This window comes from Cyclobacteriaceae bacterium (genome assembly GCA_013141055.1).
Classification (GTDB): domain Bacteria; phylum Bacteroidota; class Bacteroidia; order Cytophagales; family Cyclobacteriaceae; genus ELB16-189.
In genome coordinates, this window is the sequence record JABFRS010000001.1 from 2,073,737 (window position 1) to 2,091,460 (window position 17,724).

Annotated in this window: 21 protein-coding genes; 4 read left to right on the forward strand and 17 right to left on the reverse strand. The window is 39.8% G+C overall.

The window, feature by feature from the left end; all coding sequences use genetic code 11:
- Positions 1–74: 74 nt before the first annotated feature.
- From HOP08_09340 to HOP08_09395, 12 genes are all read right to left on the reverse strand, one after another.
- Positions 75–581 carry a DUF2141 domain-containing protein gene (locus HOP08_09340; GenBank protein ID NOT75118.1) on the reverse strand — a complete coding sequence of 169 codons (507 nt, stop codon included), beginning with the start codon at positions 579–581 and terminating at the stop codon, positions 75–77.
- 46 nt (positions 582–627) lie between these two features.
- Positions 628–804: a hypothetical protein gene (locus tag HOP08_09345; protein ID NOT75119.1), complete on the reverse strand. Its 177-nt coding sequence runs from the start codon at positions 802–804 to the stop codon at positions 628–630.
- A gap of 1 nt (position 805) precedes the next feature.
- Entirely contained in the window at positions 806–1,141 is a 336-nt protein-coding gene (locus HOP08_09350) for a hypothetical protein (GenBank protein NOT75120.1), read from the reverse strand.
- A 38-nt stretch (positions 1,142–1,179) separates the two neighbouring features.
- Positions 1,180–1,515, reverse strand: coding sequence for a hypothetical protein (locus HOP08_09355; protein ID NOT75121.1), 336 nt, complete (start codon positions 1,513–1,515; stop codon positions 1,180–1,182).
- A gap of 9 nt (positions 1,516–1,524) precedes the next feature.
- Positions 1,525–1,977 carry a hypothetical protein gene (locus tag HOP08_09360; protein ID NOT75122.1) on the reverse strand — a complete coding sequence of 151 codons (453 nt, stop codon included), beginning with the start codon at positions 1,975–1,977 and terminating at the stop codon, positions 1,525–1,527.
- An 11-nt stretch (positions 1,978–1,988) separates the two neighbouring features.
- A complete protein-coding gene (locus HOP08_09365) occupies positions 1,989–3,419 on the reverse strand; it encodes a Patatin (GenBank protein ID NOT75123.1) in 1,431 nt (476 codons plus the stop codon).
- 44 nt (positions 3,420–3,463) lie between these two features.
- Positions 3,464–4,912: a hypothetical protein gene (locus HOP08_09370; GenBank protein ID NOT75124.1), complete on the reverse strand. Its 1,449-nt coding sequence runs from the start codon at positions 4,910–4,912 to the stop codon at positions 3,464–3,466.
- Between the two features lie 8 nt (positions 4,913–4,920).
- Positions 4,921–5,265 carry a response regulator gene (locus tag HOP08_09375; protein ID NOT75125.1) on the reverse strand — a complete coding sequence of 115 codons (345 nt, stop codon included), beginning with the start codon at positions 5,263–5,265 and terminating at the stop codon, positions 4,921–4,923.
- Between the two features lie 240 nt (positions 5,266–5,505).
- A complete protein-coding gene (locus HOP08_09380; protein NOT75126.1) occupies positions 5,506–6,159 on the reverse strand; it encodes a response regulator transcription factor in 654 nt (217 codons plus the stop codon).
- A gap of 157 nt (positions 6,160–6,316) precedes the next feature.
- Positions 6,317–6,892: a hypothetical protein gene (locus HOP08_09385; protein ID NOT75127.1), complete on the reverse strand. Its 576-nt coding sequence runs from the start codon at positions 6,890–6,892 to the stop codon at positions 6,317–6,319.
- A gap of 23 nt (positions 6,893–6,915) precedes the next feature.
- The gene (locus HOP08_09390) at positions 6,916–7,572 is read right to left on the reverse strand and encodes a hypothetical protein (GenBank protein ID NOT75128.1); all 657 of its coding nucleotides are present in this window, start codon (positions 7,570–7,572) and stop codon (positions 6,916–6,918) included.
- 15 nt (positions 7,573–7,587) lie between these two features.
- Positions 7,588–7,920, reverse strand: coding sequence for a hypothetical protein (locus tag HOP08_09395; GenBank protein NOT75129.1), 333 nt, complete (start codon positions 7,918–7,920; stop codon positions 7,588–7,590).
- A gap of 99 nt (positions 7,921–8,019) precedes the next feature.
- Between HOP08_09395 and HOP08_09400 the strand changes: the two genes are divergently transcribed.
- Positions 8,020–9,153 carry a PLP-dependent transferase gene (locus tag HOP08_09400; protein NOT75130.1) on the forward strand — a complete coding sequence of 378 codons (1,134 nt, stop codon included), beginning with the start codon at positions 8,020–8,022 and terminating at the stop codon, positions 9,151–9,153.
- Positions 9,154–9,211: 58 nt separating this feature from the next.
- On the opposite strand, the gene HOP08_09405 is transcribed toward HOP08_09400, so the two are convergent.
- Together HOP08_09405 and HOP08_09410 are read right to left on the reverse strand one after the other, a co-directional pair.
- On the reverse strand, positions 9,212–9,970 hold the full coding sequence (locus tag HOP08_09405; protein ID NOT75131.1) for a triose-phosphate isomerase: 759 nt from the start codon (positions 9,968–9,970) through the stop codon (positions 9,212–9,214).
- Between the two features lie 15 nt (positions 9,971–9,985).
- On the reverse strand, positions 9,986–10,477 hold the full coding sequence (locus HOP08_09410; GenBank protein ID NOT75132.1) for a hypothetical protein: 492 nt from the start codon (positions 10,475–10,477) through the stop codon (positions 9,986–9,988).
- A gap of 127 nt (positions 10,478–10,604) precedes the next feature.
- On the opposite strand from HOP08_09410, the gene HOP08_09415 reads away from it, so the two are divergent.
- Genes HOP08_09415 through HOP08_09425 form a run of 3 tightly spaced genes read left to right on the forward strand, consistent with a single transcriptional unit; the run spans position 10,605 to position 15,744 of the window.
- Positions 10,605–11,189 carry a HupE/UreJ family protein gene (locus HOP08_09415; GenBank protein NOT75133.1) on the forward strand — a complete coding sequence of 195 codons (585 nt, stop codon included), beginning with the start codon at positions 10,605–10,607 and terminating at the stop codon, positions 11,187–11,189.
- Between the two features lie 44 nt (positions 11,190–11,233).
- Positions 11,234–13,492 (forward strand): M1 family metallopeptidase, encoded by a 2,259-nt coding sequence (locus HOP08_09420; protein ID NOT75134.1) that lies wholly within the window; start codon positions 11,234–11,236, stop codon positions 13,490–13,492.
- A 17-nt stretch (positions 13,493–13,509) separates the two neighbouring features.
- Complete coding sequence (locus HOP08_09425) at positions 13,510–15,744, forward strand: M1 family metallopeptidase (protein ID NOT75135.1); 2,235 nt, start codon at positions 13,510–13,512, stop codon at positions 15,742–15,744.
- A 44-nt stretch (positions 15,745–15,788) separates the two neighbouring features.
- On the opposite strand, the gene HOP08_09430 is transcribed toward HOP08_09425, so the two are convergent.
- The 3 genes from HOP08_09430 to HOP08_09440 are packed head-to-tail and all read right to left on the reverse strand — an operon-like array spanning position 15,789 to position 17,693.
- On the reverse strand, positions 15,789–16,133 hold the full coding sequence (locus tag HOP08_09430) for a hypothetical protein (GenBank protein ID NOT75136.1): 345 nt from the start codon (positions 16,131–16,133) through the stop codon (positions 15,789–15,791).
- Positions 16,133–17,086, reverse strand: a complete 954-nt coding sequence (locus HOP08_09435; protein NOT75137.1) for a pyridoxal-phosphate dependent enzyme — start codon at positions 17,084–17,086, stop codon at positions 16,133–16,135. The genes HOP08_09430 and HOP08_09435 overlap by 1 nt, the downstream gene beginning before the upstream one ends.
- Positions 17,087–17,102: 16 nt before the next feature.
- Positions 17,103–17,693 (reverse strand): nitroreductase, encoded by a 591-nt coding sequence (locus HOP08_09440; protein NOT75138.1) that lies wholly within the window; start codon positions 17,691–17,693, stop codon positions 17,103–17,105.
- Positions 17,694–17,724 lie beyond the last annotated feature (31 nt).

Consider the following 17,724-nt stretch of genomic DNA (forward strand, 5'->3'; position numbering starts at 1 on the left):
GCCAAAAGTAGCAATCCTTTTACAGAGTTAAAGTTCGGTAATATGTATTTTGGAGAATGAGTCTGAAGTGACTCTTAGTAATACTTCATTTTCATAATGACCTTTTTATCCCCTTTAAGGAAAAATTTAAAGTCACTATAAACAGGTCTTCTCAAAGCGGCGTGAAAGTAATCTGAAAAAGCATGGCCTTCTTTGGGGAGGAACCATCCCATCTCAAGCTTAACATCATTATTCTCATCATCTAATAATGCAATTGCCATGTTTTGAGACTTAAATCCGTAAAAAGTCTTCGTTAGCGTTCCATTAACAACCTCAGATTTATCGACCACTACCTTGAGAAACCCTGTGTCATGAGGGAATGGAGTTGTGTCATCATAGAATTTAAAGCGAATAGTCCCGTTAGTATTTCGGATGTCTGTGACAACGACTGTTATCGAGTATGTAGTTTCCTCTGGTTTAAGCTTTGTTCCATGGTAGATAATCCGGTATCCAGGATTTGAAACAGAAATTGAAGTAGAATCTGATTGTGTAAGAGCTCTCGCAGGAATTAAAAACAAAAAGAAACAAATCAATCCTTTCATATCGGTCATACCTCCGTGAAGATACGGAATAGTCTGATGACAAAGACTATGCTAACGGTTGATTGGTTGCGTGTGAAAGAATATACGTGTTCACCAGCAAAATTGGAATTGCGCGATACAAAAGTGGTGTTAATCTTTCCGCATTCTTGGTTTTGGAAATAAAGGCATACATCAATATCAGTGTAGAAATAAGAATCACACCTGTTCCGATGACCAGCAGCATTCTAAATTGTTCTGGTGGGCTTTTGATAATGAAAAGGATCATGCCGACTACGGAAATCGCAAAACTTACCCATTGACTTGGGAAGAATTGTATAGGTGAGCAATTCCCTGAAGCCCAGTTGCTCATTCGCATCTACAGGAGTTTCACGAATTGCGAAAGCGGATAAAAAGAAAACTCCAGCCAACGCTACTAACGAAATAACGATAACGAGTTGTCCATCCAGATTAAAGTAAGTCAGGGCAAGCCCAATGGAGAGCATTAGGATCGCCACTTTTTCAAGTGTGCTTAAATAGGAAATGAGTTTAAATGCAAATGAATCGCGTGGGGTAGTGCTCATCAAATTTATGTTAAGTATTACAATATAATGAAAAGCGTTCACAAAGGAAGACTGATTCCGAGCGCTTTTAAAAGAGCCTTTTCTACAATTTTTAACACTGCGTTTACAGCATTTTGTGCTGTTATCAATCCAACTCCCTTCATAGAAAGTAAAACGTTCTTAAGCGAAAGTCTTTGCAGTTCCAGCCTTTCCTTCAATTCAACATCTTCTATAACACCATCAAGCTTAAGTTTTCCAAGAAACTCAATATTCTCAGCGAATTGTTTCAGCTCATGCTCCGCATATGGTTTGAAATTTTTCCAGGACTTCCCTAGTTCCGCTTTAGTAGCTGATAATGAATCCGCGATGACTTGCTTGTAATTAATTGTCTCCATGGCAGAAAGCTATTTAGAGTTGACTTTTCCTGAACTTCTTAGCTCTTCCTGAAGTCTGATAACTGCATCAAAGGATGAATTGATGCTGTTGCGAATATCCCGTCGATCATCACCTGCCCTATCCGGAATACCTTTCTTATGCATATTCTCAAAAGCATGCATAATACTGTCAAGGTTCTGAATTTGTTTCCTTACAATGTCTCCTTTCTCACCAAGATTTTTAGATCTGCCATTCAAAGTAATAAGATCCACCTCGAGATGGTCATAGTAATCCTGAAAATTATCAAACTTCTGATTTACAGGATCGCTATCCTGAATGGTTCTGCTCAGCTTGATAAAGTGAAGATTAAAATCACTTTTCATTTTTGTAAGCGTTGTGTCGATGATCTGATCATAGCCTGTTATAAAGGTGACCGTGCATGCACTGACAACCAACGCGGTTATGAAGATTAGTTTTTTCAAAGACCTCATCTTTATTTGATTTTCTGAATAAGCTCTTTTTTTTCTCTTCGATAGTTCTTGAATCCCTCCCAATCAAATTCTTTAAGAAATTTGGAAGCCGCCGTTGCACCCTGAACGAAAAGTTGCGCCTTCTCCTTTTCCGTAAGATTAAAGTTCAGCCAATTAAATTTTCTTACATCAATTCTTCCAATGCACTTTTCAAATATGCTATTCTTGATCAGGAAATCACGATCATAATAATATCTCACCGTATTGAAGATCGCCCACAAATAACTACCGAGCTGGAAAAAAGTCTGCTTAGGTTTGGCATCATCATCATCGAGTTTGATTCCGAGCGTTGGAAGTCGGGCGATTTCGATGGAGGGATTAAAGAAAATATTGATGGGAAAGTTTGAAAGCAGACCACCGTCAACCATCATGGCGGTTTCAGGGATTTCGCCTTCATAACTCAGCATTTCTTTCCAACACTTAATGACTTCCGGATCATTTGAGGGAATATCTTTTATCCTGGATGCCTGAAAAAAAACAGGGATAGACATTGACGCTCTTACAAATTCAGCCGGATTTACTTTTAAAAAATCTTTCCAGTACAGGCAAGCCATTCTTGGGAATTCAACTTTTACCTGAGAGGTGATGTCAGAAGTAATGAGACACACTTCTGGCTTTATGTCTGATATGTTTTCGGTTCGCGGACTTCTAACACGAAGATCAGAAGGCATTTCATGAATCTTTCTTTGCCAATCCTCTAGTGTGTTGACGTTATTCTCTTTCAGAATAGAGGCAATCCATTTTTTAAAATTGTCTCCAGGATTAAGTCCCCATCCGGTTTTTCTGAATTTACCAGTTAACCAAACAACAGTTGATATCAGCACAACTACCAGAACAATGAAAACGAAAGTTGATACCATCAACCATTGAAGTATTTGTGGATTTGCGGAAGGAAAGAAAAAATAATAAGCCGTACTGGCTGTAGCAAGTATTAATGCAAGGGACAAAATTCCTGTTATTAATTTTTTCAGTCGCTTTAAAAAGCTTGTACTGGAGGTGGCTTGTTTGATGAGAAATTTCCAAACCCAGAAACCATCTACAAATGTGAAAAGATCAAGACTCCCAAGATGATGAAGAATTGATTTCGATTTTTCTTCTTTCTTGCTTCCAATGGCACTGATGAGAATTGTATTGATAGCTCCTGCACTGGTGCCTGCGAGATTTAAAAACCTTATTCCCATCTGTTCAAGAATATAGGTGTATCCAACTAATGCAATACCTAAAACACCACCACCCTCCTGGACAAGATTTACATACTGATGTCCTTCATCATCTATTATGTCAGAAACAATAAATTGATTGCCTCCACCATCCTTGGATGAATCAAAATGTGCCTTTAGGTCAGAAAGCGTTTTTTGGACTTCCGGGTGAAGGGTAAAGTCAGTTGATTGCATATCACATACAACTTACGATGAAAAATCCTTAGTTACTTCTCTTGTCAAAAGTTCTTAAGAACAAACTCTTTTACGTTGTCGTGACAGATTTTTTTTACGAGGGCTTCCGGGCGATAGCTTCCAAACCATACAGGCTCTTCTCTTTTTAGACGCACTAATACCTCTTCAAGATCTTGCTCCAGTATGTGCATGAAATTTTCTGAACGATATCGATCCATTCTCACATCCGATCCGGTCAAGCCACTTCCTATATTAATGTAATCCCAAATGGTGAGCGGTGACGGAAGATTGTACGCAAAGGGAATACTGACTAGGCCCGCTATCTGTCTGCTTAAAAGTTTTAGAGTCCGTGTCCGGGCATTCGTAATGAAAAAATTCTCTAAGCCTCCGGAGGGATTTCCAAGTTTCCAATTCTCTAATGATAATGATATGAATCCCTGACTCCAAAATACTTCCAGAACGTCCTCATCGGACAGGTTAATGCTTCCGCCATAATAACCCTGTATTCTAAAATTATCAGATTCTGATTTATCCCGAACGTTTTTGATCATCTCGCCAAGGAAATCAACTCCGCTATATGCAGCTTCTGTAAAAACCACCGGGATCGGATGATGGGGATTTATATTCTTGTTGAACTTTCTGAAAATCTTCTGATATAAATCGTTGCGGGAGGCAGCACTAAGATGTTGCATATCAATAAGAATTCTTCTGGATCCGGTAGGCTGCAGGGATTCATCTAACCCCAGCAACTCGCATGCAACATCATAACCGCAGGTCTTTATTACACCTTTATCAAGATGTTTCTTTTGATCAAGGATGGTTTGAGTGTCTTCTGATAAACTTCGTGCATGTCCAAATAAGCCATTGCCAAAATGATTTGCCAATCTCATAAACAAAGGCGGATGTGCCCATTTTTTGAGGTTAACATCCTCAAGAGGTTCCTCTCCTTTTATCTGCCTGATTCGGTTTTTTAGTTTGCCAATAGAAACATCAAGGTCATCTTCCGGATTACCAATACCTAAAGAATGTATTCCTCCAATGCTGAATAGCACTGTTGATTCCTTTTTTTCAGAAATATCATTTGTAGAGTTGGCGATAGAATAACCAAAAGATGATTCCCCTGCGAGATAGAACTTGTACTGTTTTTTAAGTTCATCGAAATAATCATAATTAACATTCTGTATGTAATTGATGCAGGATAATGGCAGGTTTAAAGGAAGAGACCGTAGAATTTTTTGTTTATTTTTTCTTGTCTGCGGACCATAAGTATCAAACCAGTTACTTATTCTTTTCTCATCGTTGGCCCTAAGACATTCATACAGTTCATTCATTCCCTCACGAACAATGGGTCCGCCTTCCACTCCAAGAAAATATCCTTTTTCTATTGGAGAAAGCGTAGCAAAATGAATTTCAGACCCATGATCTAAGCAGGGTGGCAAGGCATAGCGGGCTTCCTTTTGGGAAGTTTCAATATCAATGAATTCCTGAAGCATTACGGATTCTAAATTTTCAAATCCTTGAGAGATCCTATTTCCTCAACAGTTAACCAGTCTGTTTTCAACTTGCTTAATAGTTCGCGCTGACCTTCTGTTTCTTCACCATCTGAGAGGAAGATGATGGGAGTGTTTTTATTTGCTGAAAGATTTCGCACAGACCTAGCGAACTCAATACCCGTGACCATTGGCAGGTCGAGACAACAAAAAATCAAATCATACTGTTCTGCTCTTGCTGAGAGCAATGCATCCAAACCACTTGTCATGGAACGGACATACCACCTCGGAGGGCAAAGCGTATGCTCAATCTCTTCAAGAACCTCTTTCTGCCAATGGACTGCGAGCACCTTCACTTAAACCAAAAAAAACCGTTAGATTTTTAAAACCGTAGGTAAGATCGTCCATAAAAAAGGGGACTTGAGGCGAGGATTCAGGTCTGGCCATGGTCTAAAATCTCTAAAACTTAAGGATGAGTATCAAAACAGATGTTTTTGATACTGAAAAGTAACTTTTCGCTACAAAAGTGAGTTAAAAATCATCTAAAGGATCCTATAGAAAAACTAAAGGATTATTTAGATTCTGAAAGATGAAAATTACCTGAGAATACCTGATTCATAGGCAAATCGAATAAGTCCAATGACCGATTTAACGCCGAGTTTGATTTGAAGATTATGCTTATGAACATTGATTGTTCCTTCACTGATTGAAAGCTGCTGGCTGATTTCCTTGGTTGTTCTTTCACGACAAATCAACTCAAGAATTTCTCTTTCGCGTTCGGTAAGGTTCACTGTTTTCTTAAACGAAGGTCTTTTCTTACGCAGCTTCTCTTTTAGATTCTTGGTCAGGAGTTTCGATAACTTTTCACTGTGATAGAAATCCTTTTCCATAACGGAAACAATGGCATCCATGAGTTCTTCAGGCTCTGCATTTTTTAGGAGAAAGGAATGAACACCCATTTCAAGCATGTGAATCATATACTTCTCACTGTCATGCATGGTAAGAACAATGATCTTCAAATCAGGATACTTGGCAATGAGTGTTTCTGCTGCTTCAACTCCATTCATGCGTGGCATTTCAAGATCCAGCAGTAAAACCTGAACAGGATGCTGACCTACCATTTCAATACATTCTTTTCCATTTTCAGCTTCCCACACTTCTCCAATGCGGTCAAATGTTTTCAAAAGTCTGACCATTGCCTTGCGGAACAAGCGATGATCATCTGCTATTAACAAGTTTATCTTATGCATGAATGGGCAATTGAATAGTTAATAATGTTCCTGATGGAAGGTTTGCACTAAACTTAATGGAGCCTCCTAATAAAGAGGCGCGATTCTCAAGACTATAAAGTCCAAGCCCGTGACGACCATGACTTTTATTCTCTTCACTTGGAAAATCAAATCCCTTTCAATTGTCACCAATGAGAAGGGTCAGCAATTCCTTACTCCAGATCATAGCGATTGTCACTTCCGATGCCTGCGAATGTTTGATCGCATTGTTGGTTGACTCCTGCACAATGCGATAGAGGGTAAGCTGCTGCCAGCTATCCAATGTACCAGGTTGTCCATCCTGAGAAAAAATGAATTTCATATTGGAATTAAAGCGATTCAATTTCGTAGTAAACTCATCGAGTGTTTCTTTCAATCCAAATTTTTCCAGTGACGGTGGCATCAGATTATAAGCCATATTCCGAACCGTATCTGTGATCTCATTGATCTGCTCTCCCAACTCCTGACGATCTTCTTCTGATGCGTTTTTTGCAACCGCCAGAGTAGTGGCCCGTAAGGCTTGCAGCATAACTCCAACACCATCATGAATCTCTTTTGACAGCCTACCACGCTCATTTTCACGCGATTGCATTTCTGCCGCCATCATTCGTTTTCTGTGATCAACTTCCAGCAACTGACGGGTAAGCTGTTCCTGAAGCATCTTCTTTTGGTAGAAGACGATGAACAGCACAATGGCAATTGCCATTATGAGCATCACAGCTGTTGTGAGTGAAAATATTAAAGGGATCTGGTCTTGTGTGTTACCTGCCATAATCCAATTGCAAAAATTATATGTCTTATGATCATTAGAAAGTTATGAAAGGACCAATAACTGATCATTGGATCATTCTTAACGTTAATGAGATAGTCCGAGATAATAAATAAAACGATTGTCCCCGCATAGTAAATCAGAAAGCCAGCATTGATCCAAAACATTGGAAGTCTTTGAATTTGAGTTGTCGGTAAATCCTGAATTAATCTGTAGAAAAAAAAGATCGAGTAAATTATAAAAACGATACTAGAAGGGATGAATTCATTTGATGTTACAATAATCCCATTATAGTAAACCGTATTATAAACCCAGATGAGGGAAAGAACACCAATCGCTACCCAAAACAACTTACTGAACTTATTGGGAAATTGATTCTTGTACAGCAAGCTTATAAAAAATATTGCACCAAATCCATAGATGTTTGTAGCAACTGAATTAATCTCTGGAACTCTTATCCACATGTAATTGATCATGGATAAAAAATCACAACTAAAAGAGGTAATCAATATAAATGCCAGGAACTTTATGTGAGGTTCCTGGCGCTTTAACGTGATCCAATAAATGAGTAAAGGAATTAATGGTGAAAAAGTCACCGCAATCGTTAAGAAAAGTAAAATACTCATGAGATTCGTTTGTTCTTAATCATCATTTCCTGTACACATGGGAGGACACGGCCAACTATTATCAGCCATAATACCTGATGGTGTACTGTCCGTTGTGCTTGGCCAGATATTGTTTCCGTTTTCTTTTGCTCCAACAAGAATAAGTTGTTTTACACCCTTCTCATCAAGAGCATAGTGAATGCGAACCCCCACACAATCCGCCTGACTTAATATTGTTAGAATGATATCCGAACCAAAAAAATGACTTTGAATTTCTCCAGGATTTTTGTCTTTATAATTCTTAATCCATTCTTTCGCCTGAGAATTTGGAAGGCTACCCCCCACTCCCCTGTTTAGTTCTTGTGCCATGATGATTATTTGTTAGGTTGAGATCAAAAGCTAAGCAATTTCCTTGTAAACCATAGGCGCGGAGTGCGCGAATTGGTTATTTGCATATTATCTTTCATCATGGCAATCAAGAAAAAAGTTTCCAAGCTTACACAGTCCGTTCACGTGGGTTCTATTGGAGATCAGGAGTTTGGCGGACTAACCAATCCTATTTATACCTCTTCAGCATATGACTATGAACAGATTGTAAGATATCCGAGATACTTTAACACGCCGAACCAGGATGCTGTTGTAAAAAAGATGGCTTCTCTTGAAAATGGTGAGGACGGAGTTGTATTCAGCTCGGGTATGGCGGCAATCTTAACTTCCATGCTTGCTGTTCTGAAAGCCGGCGACCATATTATTTTTCAAAATGATCTCTATGGGGGAACTCACTTTGCTGCCTTTCAGCTATTGAATCGTTACAATATTGATTTTACAATGGTGGATGCTTCCGATCCGGATAATTTTGAAAAAGCGATCCGGAAGCAAACGAAGGTCATTTACATCGAAACTCCCTCCAATCCTCTTTTAAAAATAACTGACATTTCATCTGTAAGTAAGATCGCAAAGAAGCATGGTCTTATTACTATGATCGATAACACTTTTGCTTCACCTGTTAATCAAAATCCTATTGATCTTGGGATCGATGTAATTTTACATAGTGGAACCAAATACATCGGCGGGCATAGTGATATATGCTGCGGCGTGATGGTAAGTTCAAAAAAAATCACTGAGAAAATCAAGACGAGTGCTGCACTCTTCGGTGGAAGCCTGGATGCCAATACTTGTTATCTCGTTGAGCGGAGTCTCAAGACCATCGTGCTTCGTGTACGTCAGCAAAATGAAAATGCAAAAAAGATAGCGGAGTTCTTAGAATCCGAATCCAAAATTGGAAATGTCTTTTATCCGGGATTAAGGAATCATCCGGGTCACGCGATCGCAAAGAAGCAAATGACCGGAGGATTTGGTGGTATGCTTTCTTTCGAAGTAAAATCTGATCCTGAAAAGTTTATTAAAAAACTGAAGTTCATTCGCAAGGCAATCAGTCTTGGAGGAGTTGAATCTACGATCTGCTCACCCTTCAAAACTTCTCATTCCAAGCTAACCGCCGCAGAAAGAAAAGTTGTTGGAATTTCTGATAAGCTGTTACGGTTCTCCGTTGGAATTGAAGATCCGGAAGATCTTATCCATGACATTCAATCTGCTCTGTAAAAAAATTATATCGTTGTTGGAGATCATTAACCAACAACGATATAAAAAAATGAAGAGATTATGCTCCCTTAATAATATCAACGAAGTCCTTTGCTTTTAAAGAGGCTCCTCCAACAAGTCCTCCATTTACATCCTGACAGGAGAAAATTTCTTTTGCATTGTCTGGCTTAACACTGCCACCGTACAATATCGGAATTGTCTGAGCTACGTCTTCACCGTACTTACCAGCCAATTGTTTTCGTATCACGGCGTGCATGTCCTGAGCTTGCTGTGACGTTGCTGTCTTACCGGTTCCGATCGCCCATACAGGCTCGTAAGCAATGACCACCTTCTTTAGGGCATCCGCTGAAAGATGAAACAAGCTTTCTTCAACCTGTTGACGTACAAGGGATTCGTGAGTTCCTTTTTCACGGATTTCCAAAGGCTCACCACAGCAAAAAATGGGAATCAGATTATTAGCGAGCACCTTATCAACTTTTTGTGCAAGAAGCTTTCCTTCCTCACCAAAATACTGGCGTCGCTCGCTGTGACCTAAAATCACGTACGGAATTGACATACTTGATAACATTGCCGCCGACACCTCACCGGTATAAGCTCCGGAATCATGCTCACTGCAGTTCTGAGCTCCGACAGAGATTGAAGACTGTGTCAATTGATCTTTAACAGAAATCAAAAAAGGATATGGAACACAGAGGATGATTTTTGCATTACCTGTAATTTCTTTGCTCACCAGATTTTTAACTTCTACCGCAAGAGCTTTCGCTTCATCCAGATTTTTATTCATTTTCCAGTTACCGGCAATGATCTTCGTACGCATAGTTTAAGTTTTATTTTATTTCGATTCAAATTTGAAAGTATCTGTTGGCTGATCGGATGTAAGGCGATAGCTTTTCACAGGCCCTTTATATGTCACATGCACAAGGTTGGATTGATCTGAATGTATTTCCTGAATAACACTGTTTGTGACTTCAAGGCTCTTGATTTTTTTTACATTTTCAATTTCCAGATAACAGATCATTGCAGCATCTTCAATCTCATGGGTGAGAAAATTTATCTTGGCAATCTTTCCGTCAAGCTTTATAATGAAATGCTCACCTAAATAAGCACGGACAAGGTCATCAACCGTTTTGCCGTTCTTGGGTTCCAGGAGATCCAGTGATTCCTGATGAATTTGTTTGCGAACTGAGAGTTCAAGATCATCTATGAAGATGCGTGAAGTGATCTGAAATGACTTTGCTTTTTCATTATATTCCATTTCCGTTACCGAAACATGTATGGGATGCGGAAACCATACAAGCAATAATCTTATCAGAATGATCATCATAGCTCAAAAGTAAACAGTATTTCTTTTAAATTCATTTAATTACTGCGTTGCAAAAACCGTGTCAATCTTTTTGTGTCTGTGATTTCGATTTTTCTTTCCGATCTTAGCACATTAGGTCTCCTGAATAATGTCGGAATTCCAGCTTTACTTCGGTCTTGGCAGAGACCACATTCTTGATTTCACTAACGGATATGATCACATCCTTTTTGTGCTGGCCTTATGCGCGGTCTACGTCGCTAAGGATTGGAAACAGATATTGATCCTTATCACTGCATTTACCATTGGTCACTCAATTACTCTGGCCCTTTCCACATTGGATATTATATCAGTGAATCCGTCACTCATCGAGTTGCTGATACCGATCACCATTTTCATCACTGCTTTTTCTAATCTTTTCCGAAAGGAAACGGCTCTCACCCAGGTTCGGGTACAAACGAACTACGTCCTTGCATTACTCTTTGGTCTGATCCATGGGATGGGCTTTTCCAACTATCTGAAGGCCCTTTTGGGTAAGGACAAAAGCATTCTCACACAGCTTTTTGCCTTTAATGTGGGTCTGGAATTCGGTCAAATAATAATCGTTGGGATTTTTCTATCCATTAGCTTTATTGCTATTGATTTATTGGGTACTAACCGCAGAGATCTTAAAATGGTCCTGTCATCAGCTATAGCCGGAATCTCTCTCATTTTAATAAAAGACAGATTATTTTAAACTGTTATTCTTTCCTTTTCAAGCACTGACCAAAACCATTAACCATGAAGAAATTACTTCTATTCATCACCCTCCTTTCCAGCACTGTTCTGTTTGCACAAGAGCAAAAAGCACAATGGAAAGGGAAGTTTGAGCAACTCGACCAGCAATTACCATCCCCTAATGAATTCCGATCGGGATCTGGTGCACCAGGCCCAAAGTACTGGCAACAACAAGCAGATTACGTCATCAATGCTGAGCTCAACGATGATAACCAAAGCATCACAGGTTCTGAAACAATTACTTATTCCAATAATTCTCCGGATGCATTAAAGTATCTCTGGCTTCAGCTTGATCAGAACATCAATGAAAAGAATAATGATGGTCAGAAGGTAAAAAGTACAACCATCAGGGATTCTATTAACACTAAAACCATCGCTTCCAATCTGAGAATTTCAGATTTTGACGGTGGTTTTAAAATTAAAAGTGTAAAAGATGCTTCCGGAAAAAGTCTTTCCTACACGATCAATCAAACAATGATGAGGGTTGATCTTTTACAGACATTACAGGCAGGTCAAAAACTTTCAATTGCTATAGAGTGGTCCTTTAACATTAATGATCGCATGTTGGATGCAACGATGAACGATGGTCGTAGCGGTATGGAGTATTTTCCTGAAGACGGCAATTACTCATACATCATTGCCCAGTGGTTTCCGCGCATGTGTGTGTATGATGATGTTATTGGATGGCAGAACAAACAATTCTGGGGACAAGGTGAATTCACTTTGAACTTTGGAAACTATGAAGTGAATCTTACAGTTCCATCGGATCATATTGTTGCTGCAACCGGTATGATTCAAAATCCTAAAGAGGTTTTGACTTCAACACAGATAGAACGTTTCGAAAAAGCAAAGATAACTTTTGACAAGCCGGTACTCATTGCTACACAGGCTGAGGCAATCGTTCGTGAAAAAACAAAATCAAAAGAAAAGAAAGTCTGGAAATTCAAAGCCGATAATGTCCGTGATTTCGCATTTGCAACTTCCCGTAAATTCATATGGGATGCTATGGCCGTTAAGATCGGAGACAAAACACCATTGGCAATGTCATACTATCCAAAAGAGGGAAATCCACTTTGGGAACAAGAATCTACAAAGGCTGTAAAGGCAGCTATCTCTACGTATTCAAAATATACAATTGACTATCCTTATCCTCAGGCAACTTCCGTTCACAATGCTTCGCTCGGAATGGAATATCCCATGATCTGCTTTAACGGTGCCCGTCCTAATAAAGACGGAACATTCAACGATCGCACAAAGTGGGCTCTGGTGGGAGTTGTTGTTCATGAAGTAGGTCACAACTTCTTTCCAATGATCATCAACAGTGACGAGCGTCAATGGACCTGGATGGATGAGGGTCTTGATACCTTTGTTCAATATCGCACTCAGGTTGAAAACTATCCTGACATGCCACAAAGAAGAGGACCAGCTTCTACCATCGTCCCTTACATGAAAGGTGATGCAACACTACAACGACCGTTGATGGTTAATTCAGAATCAGTTGTTCGTTCAAATTTTGGTAACGAACAATATTCCAAATGTGCTGCGGGGCTAAATATTCTTCGCGAAACAATCATGGGGCCTGAATTATTTGACAAAGCATTTAAGGAGTATGCTCAGCGATGGGCTTTTCATCATCCAAAACCAGCGGATTTCTTCCGCACAATGGAAGATGCATCTGCAGTAGATCTCGATTGGTTCTGGAGAGGTTGGTTCTACACGACTGATATCTGTGATCAATCCATTGATAAAGTGAAGTGGTATCAGGTGAAAAAAGAACAAAACAATGTTGAGAATAAAGGAAAGAGTATAAAGAAAGGAGACCTGACTTCTTCAACGACCGGTGGTGACGAAAAGAAGAATGATGACTTCAGTGGTGGCCCTCAACCTTTCTCTGTAATTCCAACTGATGCACGTTTTTACAGCGACTTTCAAAACAGAGTAGATGATAAAGCTCTTATCTCAAAAATGGAAAACAATAATTTTTATGAGATAACTTTTACGAATAAAGGAGAACTTGTGATGCCAATCATTATTGAGTGGACGTATAAAGACGGGACCAAGGAAATAGAAAAAATTCCGGTAGAGATCTGGCGCAGCAATGAAAAGACCGTCACCAAAGTTTTCATGAAGACGAAGGAAGTCATCAATATTGTTCTTGATCCAAAGAAGGAAACCACCGATATTAATGATGGTGATAATGTGTTTCCAAGAGTGGCGAAAGTGAATAAGTTTGATGAGATCAAGAAGAAGGCGAGTAATTAGAAAAGAAATAAAACACTATGAATAAAATACACCTTATCGTTCTTGTACTGCTTGCTTCATTAACAGCGGGCGCTCAGGATCAACAACCAAAATGGCAGGGAAAGTTTGAGCAGCTCGGCCAAATGCTCCCAACACCCAATAGTTACAGAAGTAGTTCAGGTGCGCCAGGAGCAAGCTATTGGCAACAAAAAGCTGATTACGTTATTGATGTTGAGTTGAATGATGAAAATCAAACGATCACAGGATCTGAGACGATTACCTATTTTAATAATGCCCCTGAAGATCTCAAATATCTCTGGCTTCAACTTGATCAGAATATCAATGCGGATGGCAGCATGACCAAAAAAACTTCTGGCGGCACAATTCGTGATTCAATTCCTGCTAAAATGCTGGCAACGACCACAAGTCTTTTCGATTACAAAGGTGGTTATAGCATCAAGCTGGTAAAGGATGCCATGGACAAAGATCTTCCATATATCATTAACAATACGATGATGCGTGTTGATCTTCCTCAGCCATTGAAGAAAGGTGAGAAATTCACATTCAAGATTTCATGGTCTTACAATATCAATGATATGATGATGATCAGTGGAAGAAGCGGAATGGAGTTCTTCCCTGCTGATGGAAATTACATCTACTTCATTGCACAATGGTTTCCACGCATGTGTGTGTTTGATGACTACGAAGGTTGGCAGAATAAACAGTTTCTTGGAGCAGGTGAGTTTGCTTTAACCTTTGGAAACTATAAAGTGAAAATTACAGTGCCCTCCGATCATATCGTTGGTGCTTCGGGTTGGCTTCAAAATCCAAAAGACGTCTTAACAAAAGACCAGATGGCCCGATTTGAAACTGCCAGAAAGACTTTTGATCAGCCTGTATTTATTGTAACGCAGGATGAAGCAATCAAAAAAGAAAAGGAACGTTCAAAAAAGAAGAGCACATGGGAATTTCATGCTGATAACGTGCGCGACTTTGCTTTCTCCTCTTCCCGCAAGTATATCTGGGACGCCATGGCCATAAAAAACGGAGGCAATAATCCATTGGGTCAGTCACTCTATCCAAAAGAAGGCTATACTCTTTGGTCGAAAGAGTCAACAATGGCTATTAAAAATACGCTGGATGTTTATTCAGCCAGAACAATCGATTATCCCTATCCAACAGCTTACTCATGCAATTGGGTAGGCGGTGGAATGGAATATCCAATGATTTCCTTCAATGGTGGCAGGCCTGCAAAAGATGGAACCATTTCGGAACGGACACTAACAAGAACTGTAAGTGTGATCGTGCATGAAGTTGGACACAATTACTTCCCAATGATCATTAATTCCGATGAACGTAAGGATACCTGGATGGACGAAGGGTTAAATTCTTTCCTTGAAAAAGAAACTATCAAAGAGCGATATCCAAAGCTGGATCATGTCTCAAACACTCCAAAGGGAATCGTTTCTTTCATGAAAGGTGATAAAGCAATGATGAGGCCTATCATGGCAATGTCGGATAACCAGGGAAGAAGCTTTGGTCCAAATGGATATAACAAGCCTGCTGCAGCTTTGACTCTTTTGAGAGAAACTGTAATGGGTCCGGAGCTTTTTGATAAAGCGTTCAAAGAGTATTCGCAACGATGGGCATTCAAGCACCCTAAGCCATCAGATTTCTTTCGCACAATGGAAGATGCTTCGGCAGTTGATCTTGACTGGTTCTGGAGAGGATGGTTCTATTCTACAGACAATGTTGATCTTACTGTCGATAATGTGAAATGGTTTAAAGTAAAAACGACCACCGTTGATCCGGAGAAGAAAAATATTTCTGTAAAGGCGGGGGATCTGTCCGCAACGTTATCAAAGGACAAAGCAGTTGATTTCAGCAATGGGCCGCAGGAGTTTACTGTAACCAATACGCCCGAAACAGACTATCGTGATTTCCGCAGTCGTATTGATGATGGATCAGTTCGCAAAAAGCTTGATGGAAAAAATCTTTATGAAGTGACCTTGAAAAACACAGGAGGTTTAGTTAGTCCTGTAATTATTGAGTGGACCTTTAAAGACGGATCCAAAGAACTTGAAAGGCTGCCTGCAGAGATCTGGAGATTGAATGAAACAGAAGTGAAAAAGGTATTCGTAAAGGAAAAGGAAGTTGTAAATATTGTAATCGATCCAAACCTGGAAACAGCTGACATTAATGTTACCGATAATGTCTTTCCAAAGAAAGCTGCCGTCAATAAGTTTGACGAGATCAAGAAAAAAACAAATTAGAATCAATTTCTATCAATAAAAAGAGCTCCACATCGGAGCTCTTTTTATTTAGAGGAGTCATCGAGATGATGCTTGTGTAAAAACCGGTGAACAATTGGTGTCAGGAATACCGCGACCGTGCTTAGGAAAACAACTCCACTGAAAATTGCATACACCGAAGCAAACCATTTAGCTCCATCATTTTTCATAGGATCAACGGGACCCATTCCTGTAAGGATCATAGAAGCATTGAGAAGCGAGTCCAACCAGTCGAGATCGTTTGTGTAATGATATCCCACTACACCGATTCCAAGTGAGGCTCCTATAATCATTATGGCAAAACCGGCGTAGCGAAGAATCTTTTTGAGAAATTCATCAAACGGCTGAAGAGGCTTTGTGTATTCTCTCATCAGGAGAAAAGTTTTCCAACCTTATTGAGATCAACATTTCCACCTGAGAGAATGATACCAACTTTCTTTCCTGCAAATTTCTTCTTCTCCTTCAAAACCGCAGCAAAGGGTACTGCACAGGAGGTTTCGATCACTATTTTCAGACGTTCCCAAACAATTCGCATTGCTTCAACAATCTCTTCATCCGTCACTGTGATTATCTCTTCAACATTCTCGTGAATGATGGGAAATGTTTTATCCCCTAATGAAGTGAGTAATCCATCAGCAATACTAGTAGTGGTTGAGGCCGCCTCAATCTTTCCTGCCTGCATTGAGCGAAATGCATCATTGACTAATTCCGGCTCACCTGCAATTACTTTTGTTTTAGGTGAGAAATACTTTTTCGCAAGGGCCGTGCCACTTAACAATCCACCACCTCCAACAGGCGCGACGATAAAATCCAGATCGCTGACTTCTTCAAACAACTCTTTTGCACAGGTTGCCTGCCCTTCCATCACATCGTAATTATTAAATGGATGAATCTCGGTAGCTCCTGTTTTCTTCACTACATCAGCAAGTGTTGATTCACGTGCAGCTAAGGTTGGTTCGCATTCAAAAATTTCGCCACCATAACCGCGAACTCCACGCTTCTTTATTTCAGGAGCGGTTCGTGGCATAACAATGTATGATTTGATGCCGAGTATTTTTGCAGCTCTTGCCAAAGCCTGTGCATGATTGCCCGATGAATGCGTTGCAACTCCTTTTTCTTTAAGTTCAGGAGTTAATTTCAATGAAGCATTCATCGCTCCCCTTGCTTTAAAGGCACCGACTTTCTGAAAGTTTTCACATTTAAAGAAAATATTACAACCCGCCATTTCATCTACTGAAGCGCTGGTCATAACGGGTGTGTGATGAATGTAAGGTTTGATTCGCTCGTGTGCCTCGGTGATAGAATCTTTAGAAGGAATGCTCATGGGATACGTTATTGAGTTATGAGTTGATCCATTTTACTTTTTCTTCGATTGGTCTTCTTCTGCCATCGGGTATTTCACCCTTAGGAACACCCACGTGTAAGAAACCCAAAAGTTTATCTTCCTTACCCAGGCCGAAAAATTCCTTTGCTTCTTCAAAATAGGTTATGCCACCAGAACTCAAATAGCAACCTACTCCATAAGCAGTAGCCGTGAGGTACATATTCTCAACAGCACAGTATACCGCTCCCAATTCTTCAATTTCCGGCGGACTTTTTCTTTCATCACGCTTCATCCCGACGGCTATAATATGAGATGACAGCATTGGTTTTGTCAGCAAACCCTGATAGCGATCTTCCTTGAATGAATCTGTTTTCATGGTAACCTCTTTATAACAAGCTGCCTGAAATTCAGCCAGTCTTTTTATTCCGTCACCAGTAAAAACGACAAAACGCCAGGGCTCAGTCATTTTATGATTGGGTGCCCAATTGGCATTTTCCAGCATTTGTCGAATAATGTCTTCATTAACCTTCACTCCGCTATAGTCCCTTTGAAAAACCGATCTGCGTTTCCTTATTAATTGATTAATCTCTTCTGTGTTGAATTTCATTCCGTTCTTTTCTTTCTGACGAAGGTAAGTT

Coding starts and splice junctions, on each gene's coding strand:
- HOP08_09420 (NOT75134.1), top strand. CDS start 11,234: ATGAAGAAATTACTTCTATTCATCACCCTCCTTTCCAGCACTGTTCTG.
- HOP08_09430 (NOT75136.1), bottom strand. CDS start 16,133: ATGAGAGAATACACAAAGCCTCTTCAGCCGTTTGATGAATTTCTCAAA.
- HOP08_09390 (NOT75128.1), bottom strand. CDS start 7,572: ATGAGTATTTTACTTTTCTTAACGATTGCGGTGACTTTTTCACCATTA.
- HOP08_09395 (NOT75129.1), bottom strand. CDS start 7,920: ATGGCACAAGAACTAAACAGGGGAGTGGGGGGTAGCCTTCCAAATTCT.
- HOP08_09410 (NOT75132.1), bottom strand. CDS start 10,477: ATGATGATCATTCTGATAAGATTATTGCTTGTATGGTTTCCGCATCCC.
- HOP08_09345 (NOT75119.1), bottom strand. CDS start 804: ATGCTGCTGGTCATCGGAACAGGTGTGATTCTTATTTCTACACTGATA.
- HOP08_09400 (NOT75130.1), top strand. CDS start 8,020: ATGGCAATCAAGAAAAAAGTTTCCAAGCTTACACAGTCCGTTCACGTG.
- HOP08_09370 (NOT75124.1), bottom strand. CDS start 4,912: ATGCTTCAGGAATTCATTGATATTGAAACTTCCCAAAAGGAAGCCCGC.
- HOP08_09415 (NOT75133.1), top strand. CDS start 10,605: ATGTCGGAATTCCAGCTTTACTTCGGTCTTGGCAGAGACCACATTCTT.
- HOP08_09340 (NOT75118.1), bottom strand. CDS start 581: ATGAAAGGATTGATTTGTTTCTTTTTGTTTTTAATTCCTGCGAGAGCT.
- HOP08_09440 (NOT75138.1), bottom strand. CDS start 17,693: ATGAAATTCAACACAGAAGAGATTAATCAATTAATAAGGAAACGCAGA.
- HOP08_09385 (NOT75127.1), bottom strand. CDS start 6,892: ATGCTCATAATGGCAATTGCCATTGTGCTGTTCATCGTCTTCTACCAA.
- HOP08_09355 (NOT75121.1), bottom strand. CDS start 1,515: ATGGAGACAATTAATTACAAGCAAGTCATCGCGGATTCATTATCAGCT.
- HOP08_09380 (NOT75126.1), bottom strand. CDS start 6,159: ATGCATAAGATAAACTTGTTAATAGCAGATGATCATCGCTTGTTCCGC.
- HOP08_09365 (NOT75123.1), bottom strand. CDS start 3,419: ATGCAATCAACTGACTTTACCCTTCACCCGGAAGTCCAAAAAACGCTT.
- HOP08_09435 (NOT75137.1), bottom strand. CDS start 17,086: ATGAGCATTCCTTCTAAAGATTCTATCACCGAGGCACACGAGCGAATC.
- HOP08_09405 (NOT75131.1), bottom strand. CDS start 9,970: ATGCGTACGAAGATCATTGCCGGTAACTGGAAAATGAATAAAAATCTG.
- HOP08_09425 (NOT75135.1), top strand. CDS start 13,510: ATGAATAAAATACACCTTATCGTTCTTGTACTGCTTGCTTCATTAACA.
- HOP08_09350 (NOT75120.1), bottom strand. CDS start 1,141: ATGAGCACTACCCCACGCGATTCATTTGCATTTAAACTCATTTCCTAT.